Source organism: Planktothrix sp. FACHB-1355 (assembly GCF_014748295.1).
Classification (GTDB): Bacteria; Cyanobacteriota; Cyanobacteriia; order Cyanobacteriales; family Aerosakkonemataceae; genus Aerosakkonema; species Aerosakkonema funiforme_A.
This window is the reverse complement of the sequence record NZ_JACJUP010000328.1, coordinates 1-6018: the sequence shown is the minus strand read 5'-3', so window position 1 is coordinate 6018 and position 6018 is coordinate 1. Positions and strand designations below refer to the sequence as shown.

Annotated in this window: 5 protein-coding genes and 1 pseudogene; 1 reads left to right on the top strand and 5 read right to left on the bottom strand. The window is 41.7% G+C overall.

The features are described from left to right. Positions 1–16 precede the first annotated feature (16 nt). From H6S82_RS15055 to H6S82_RS15040, 4 genes are all read right to left on the bottom strand, one after another. Positions 17–1492 (bottom strand): methyl-accepting chemotaxis protein, encoded by a 1476-nt coding sequence (locus H6S82_RS15055; protein WP_190466499.1) that lies wholly within the window; start codon positions 1490–1492, stop codon positions 17–19. Positions 1493–1598: 106 nt separating this feature from the next. Further along, positions 1599–2669, bottom strand: coding sequence for a chemotaxis protein CheW (locus tag H6S82_RS15050; protein WP_199315365.1), 1071 nt, complete (start codon positions 2667–2669; stop codon positions 1599–1601). 357 nt (positions 2670–3026) lie between these two features. Next, positions 3027–3380, bottom strand: a complete 354-nt coding sequence (locus tag H6S82_RS15045) for a hypothetical protein (protein WP_190466496.1) — start codon at positions 3378–3380, stop codon at positions 3027–3029. Between the two features lie 67 nt (positions 3381–3447). Further along, on the bottom strand, positions 3448–5097 hold the full coding sequence (locus tag H6S82_RS15040) for a CheR family methyltransferase (protein ID WP_190466493.1): 1650 nt from the start codon (positions 5095–5097) through the stop codon (positions 3448–3450). A gap of 302 nt (positions 5098–5399) precedes the next feature. Here H6S82_RS15040 and H6S82_RS15035 point away from each other — a divergent pair, with 302 nt between their 5' ends. Continuing rightward, a complete protein-coding gene (locus H6S82_RS15035; protein ID WP_190466490.1) occupies positions 5400–5552 on the top strand; it encodes a hypothetical protein in 153 nt (50 codons plus the stop codon). 96 nt (positions 5553–5648) lie between these two features. On the opposite strand, the pseudogene H6S82_RS15030 reads toward H6S82_RS15035, so the two are convergent. Beyond that, a pseudogene (locus H6S82_RS15030) lies at positions 5649–6018 on the bottom strand (hypothetical protein); the annotation flags it as partial.

Sequence of the window (6018 nt, the reverse complement as noted above, 5' to 3'; positions counted from 1 at the left end):
ATAAGCGATGAGACTGCTATACGGCTGTCTTGAGATTCAGAGCGACTGCATTGAGTTTTTGTATGCCAACTTTGGTTTGATTAATACTGCTAGCTGTTTCTACAGCTGCGGCGTTGAGAGCGTTCATTGCTTCTACTACTTGCTGAATTGCTACTGCTTGCTGTTTGGCATTGAGCGAGATTTGTTGACTGTTGGTAAAGACGTTATTGATGGCTTCGGTTACGCCTGTGAAAGCTGCTGCTGTTTGTTGAACAATCAATTCTCCTTCTTCAGCAGTTTTAGTACCCTCAGAAGTTACCATTACTGTTGAGTTAATTGATCTTTGGATATCAGCAACTAAAATGTTAATTTTATCGGCAGATTTTTTACTAGCATCTGCTAGTTTGCGAATCTCGCTGGCAACGACACCAAAACCTTTACCATGTTCGCCAGCTCGCACTGCTTCCACGGCGGCGTTTAAGGCTAGCATATTGGTTTGGTTGGCGAGGTCGCTTACTACTCCAGAGATGTAGCCTATTTGATTCGTATGCTGACTTAAGTGCAGGATTTGTTGTGCGATCGCTTCTACTTTTTCTTTAAGTATCGCCATTTCTTCAAGAGTTTGCACCACAGCTTGGCTGCCTTCTTCTGCTTTCGATAGCGCTTGCCTTGCGCCTACTGCCGACATTTCGGCTTGTTCTGCCGATCGACGCGAGGACGCACCTAATTCATCCATAGTGGTGGTAGTTTGATGCACGGCAGATGCTTGTTGATTGGCGGTACGTTGTTGTTCTTCCACGGTGCTGGCAATTTGTGTTGATGAGGTAGCGATTTCATTAACGCTCTCATTAATCGCCGCCGTGATGCGTGAAGCAATCCAAAAACCGATCGGTATTGCTAGGATCGCCGACATCAATGTACATAACACCACTATCATGTTAAGAAAGCTTAGGGCTGCTTCAGTTTCTTTATTCTTTTTCGCCTGAATAAAATCCTCTGTTTGGTTAAAGTCATCCAGCACTTTTTCCAGCTGACGATTGAGATTTTGACGGTCTGTTGAAGCATATTTTTGCAACGCTTCTTTGATTCTGCCAGATTTTACAAGCTCGATCAAGTTTCTGTTCAATTCAATAGACTTATTTCCCAAGGCAACGATTGCAGCCAGACGCTGTTTCTGTTCTGGAACTTCTACCAGTTGTTCCAGAGAAGTGGCAGCTAGCTCAAACAACTCCTCGCCGTCGTCGAAATCTTGCAAGCTTTCCTCGTCAGCTTCTAGCAAATAGCTTCTAGCAGACCGCTGCACTCGGGCTATACTCAATGCTATTCGATCGGAGTTTTTCACCATTTCTTGGCCTATAATTTGCCTTTTGTTTTGCCGATCTACTTCCCTAAGATTTGAATATACCAACCCAGTTATACCGATCGACAGCAATAGGGGAACAGAATATCCCATAATAATGCGAGAGCGCAGTTTCAAATTACTAAATTTACTACCTATTTCCCAATTTCCCATATTTCTGTCTCCCTCAATTTACCCTTTGGTATTTATCTTTTACTTAGCGCTATAAATGTGAAGTATTTGTGAGTATCGATTTAAATATGTAAATTTTTGTGTTTGTTTACACCTCCTCATTTACAATCAATTCACCTTTAGTAAAAACTTTTTGCAAATCTAAGATACTCATCATTTTTTCTCGGTACGGAGCTGTACCTTGTAGGTATTCGTTATTGATAGAATGGATTGCCGTCGGCACAGGTGAAAGTTGTAATGGGTGCAAATATGCGACATCAAACACTTCATCAACTGTCACACCTGCGACGAAATCATCAACACAAATAACCATCACTTTAGTGACAATTTTTGTGTTTAACATCGGCATATTCAACACGCCGCGAATATCAACTAACGTCACTATTTCGCCCCGCAAATTCATGTTTCCGATAATATGAGACGGACAGCAGGGAACGGGTGTTACTTTCCGGATCTCGGTAAATTCGCGCACCAGTTTTAAATCCAGTCCAAAATATTCGCCATTCAAACCAACTACTGCCAGAGCTATTAATCCGGCGAAATCCTGTTTTTCAGTAGGTCGCATCAAATTTTCCGCTCGTTCTCGGAAAATGGCTTTTTCTTCTGGTGTAGCGTGCGGACAGAATATGTAAGGTTGATGGCGAGAATTTGTAGCTACTCTCTCTTCATCTGCATCTAATTCTACAGTTTTATGTACGACTGAAGCTGCAAACAACTCGGAGTAGCGGAGCAAATTTTTACTGTTTAACAACATTACTATATCTGCTGCTACTTTGGCAATACCGGACACGAAACTGTGAGATTTGGCAGTAACTTCACGACTGTAGAAAAGCTCTTTTGAGATGTCCTCTGGGAGAATATTACAAACTTCATGGACTTGATTGACAATAATGCCAATCCGAAGTTTTTGCCACTCCAGGACGATCGCACTATCGCTCAGGCTATATTCTAGCTGCTTATACCCGAAGCGCAGATTGAGATCGACGATCGGCAGGATATCTCCACGCAGATTAACAACGCCAACAATGTCGGGGGGTGCTTCGGCGATCGGCTTCAATTCCGGCAAAGAAAAAATTTCCTGTACGCACTCAGCTTCCACACCGTAGAGCGCACCATTAAGGCTAAAGATCAAATAAGGTTTATCAACTATTGTTAACATAGTTTAATTTTTGCACGAAAGGCAATTAGGAAGCGTATTCTCTTCCTATATTTAAGATTCCCTTATACCATCTAGGACTAACACTTTTTTGCTTTTCGCTAAAAATCTCAGTTAAAATAAATCATAGGTTGAGTTTTCTTAGTTCAACCCAACTTATGATGCCATTAAATTTGTTTGCTAGAAAATTCCGCTATAAAATACAGTGGGAGAGGACACAGGCAAAGGGCATTTTTAGGATTGGAGAAGGCAAAGCAGATCGGTGACTGATAAGTGACGACCGATCGACTGTATCTCCTCACTTTTTTAGGCTGATTTTTATCTTTCTGGTTTGAATGCTCTCGCTCTCCCTCTCCCTTCTCAAAGGTTATCCCTTTCTAGATCGTAAATTACTTTTTCCCAATACCAATCTTCCGAACGTCCGGGATTGTTGTCCCTCGCCTGCTGAAGCAAGCGTTCGGCTAACTCCCAATCTCCCTTGACAAGAACAAAAAGCCTTTGTCGCAGCTCTTCTCTAGGTCCGGAGGCATAATTTTGTTGCTGGCTAGACCACTCATTAAATTTCGCCTCACCGACTTGGATCATTTCATCTATTACGATTGGGGCTTGCTGTTCGATTTCTTGGAGAATTTGACCGCTTCTCTCAACGGTGAGGGCTACGCCACCAATCAAAAGGTAAAACGCATTCTTAGCAAAGTTTTCTAATTCGTCCACGATTGTTAATCCAAAAGTCAAGCTGTTTTTAGTTTACCTCAAACCGCACTCTTCTGAAAATAGGCTATTATGTACGATCTCTTAAGACTTTATGCACATAAGCAAGCAATTCACCAGCTGTTACCTCATCTTGTTGTGCGACTGTAGCTGATGGCGGTAAATCTTTGAGCAATTCTATAGCTGTAGCTAGCATTTTTCGTGCCCTGATAGCATTTCCTTCTCTCTTGTAAATTAAACCGAGTTCCAAATATGCGGAAATAGAAGATGGCACTAAATAAATAATTCTTTTCAAATAAATTTTGGCTTTCTCAATATCTCCTTTTTCTTCAGCAATGTGTGCCAAAAGGTAATAAGGTATAACAGATAAAGGATCGAGTTCAGTTGCTCGATCGCAATAGTATATGGCTTTGTTATGTTCGCCTAAATTGGCATAAGCTTGAGCCAGTAAGTAATAAGCTCCAAAATTTGCTGGTTGCAAGAGAATTATTTGTTCTGCTTGTCTTATTGCTTCTGCATAAGCTTTTTTGTCAAATAGTTTTTCTGCCTTCAAAAGGAGGTCTTGTTCTTCTATTTTATGAGGACTCGATTGCATTTGTGAAGATGTCAGCCTCAAGATAGAATTCGGGATATCGGGAACAATCATTTCCCGCGACTTGGCCAAGGTTGTTGTATTATCGCTATTATACGATTTTTCGGTGTGGATGTTCGGTCTTGCCAATCGCCAACTCTTGCCTATAGTATTAGGCCGTTCCCAAAGCATACCTTTTGGAGATTCCTGGCGGTTAACTTCGGGAATAGTAGCTTTATATACTACCGATTTTGTACTTTGAAAATCGACATTTTCTTTGCGTTGATATAGCACCGACTCGGGCAAAACTTTCACTTGGAAGCAACCCAGATCTTGAGCGTAAAGTTCTGTATGTCCGGTGATGAGGTAACCGCTAGGAAGAAGCGTATCGTAAAACTTTTTTAAGACAACTGAAATAGCATTGTATTCAAAATATACGAAAACGTTTCGACACAGAATCAGATCCATACTGTGAATATCGGAATTAAGGCTGGGATAGTGATCTTTTACCAAATTGCCATAAGCAAACTTTACCATCGTGCCAATACGTTTATCCACTTGCCATTCAGTTTTGCGTTGATGGAAATACCGCATTTGTAGATCGGTGTCTACCAGGCGAAAAGACCAAGGACTATAAATTCCGGCTTTGGCTTTCTCAATTGCTTGTTGATTGAGATCGGTTCCCAAAATAAAGATATTCCAATCATCCAAATCAGTCAGCAACTCCTGTAGAAGGATTGCCAAGGAATATGGTTCTTCACCAGTCGAACATCCGGCACTCCAAATACGCAGCGATCGCTTTTCACCTGCTTGGATGTTTGCAGCGTTGTTTTTGGCGGCAATTAATTCCGGTAGAATCATGTTTCTCAGCAGAGCAAACTGACCTTTATCGCGAAAAAAATAACTTTCTCCTGTTGTTAACAGATGTGTCAGTTCTCGCCATTCCCGTTCCGGTAGCGTATCCTCAACAGCATTGCTGTCCGTATGAGGCTGCAAAAGCTGATAATAATCCTCCGGTGTTGATAATCTGAGAATTTTGAGCCGCGCCCATATTATTTTTGCTAAATTTTCCCGATCTTGCTCCCTGACGTGCAAACCTGTGTTACTAGAAATCAGCTCGACAAAGCGCTGTATTAAAGCTTCATTCATCAAAATTGCCCTTGGCACGACACATAGTTATCTTTATATTTATAGCCGACCGAACGCCGTCTAGGGAAAAAAATACAGTTTTTTATCGGACTCTTGAAAATAATCTGTAGCGAGGTAGTGTAGCGCGGCAGAAATAACCCACTTAGGGGAGTAGGGGAGCAGAGGAGCAGGGGTGCAGGCGAAAAAAGGAGGGACTTTTCAGAGGTACTTGAAAGAAACGCTGCCTTGGGCGATCGCAAATTATCGAAAATTGGGAATCTCAAGACCAAGCAGAGCATTTGCGGACGATAGGCGAGCGGATTTTGAACGATAAACAGCGTGCGATCGAACTGCTAAAACTTTACCGAGAGATTTTACATCAAGGACAAGTTGCAGCGGTTGATAATTCAGCAGAAACGGGAATTGCTCATGTCAGGGTTAGTAGTCAAGCAAGGGGATTATCTCCAAGTCAGTAACCGCATTTATGAATTATTATTTGACGATCGTTGGATAGAAAAATTCGTTTCGCACCATCAACTATCTGCGTGATAGTTGATGGTGCGGAATATCGGTTAAACCAAAATCTCCGAAATTCGATCGCTCAGAGGTCCTAGCTGTATAGACCAGCTATCTTCAAACAAATCACTGGTTCCTATTTTATGAGTTTTAGTCCAATTTTTCACAAAATGGAATTGGTAGTCGGCTGCAATTTGGAAAAGATACAGATCGCTATAAAGGTTAATGTAGAACGTACCGTAGCGAGTTTTTCCCAAAGGATCGAGTGAGTGTGGGTTATAGTCAATCTGACCGCTCAACACTGTTTTTTCATCAGGTTCTTTTTTAGCATCGATTAGATCGATGGGGGCTTCAATCTGCAACTTATCCATTTCTTCTCTCCATTGATTAGCAGAGTAGACGCGGGGGCAATTATTTTTATCTGCA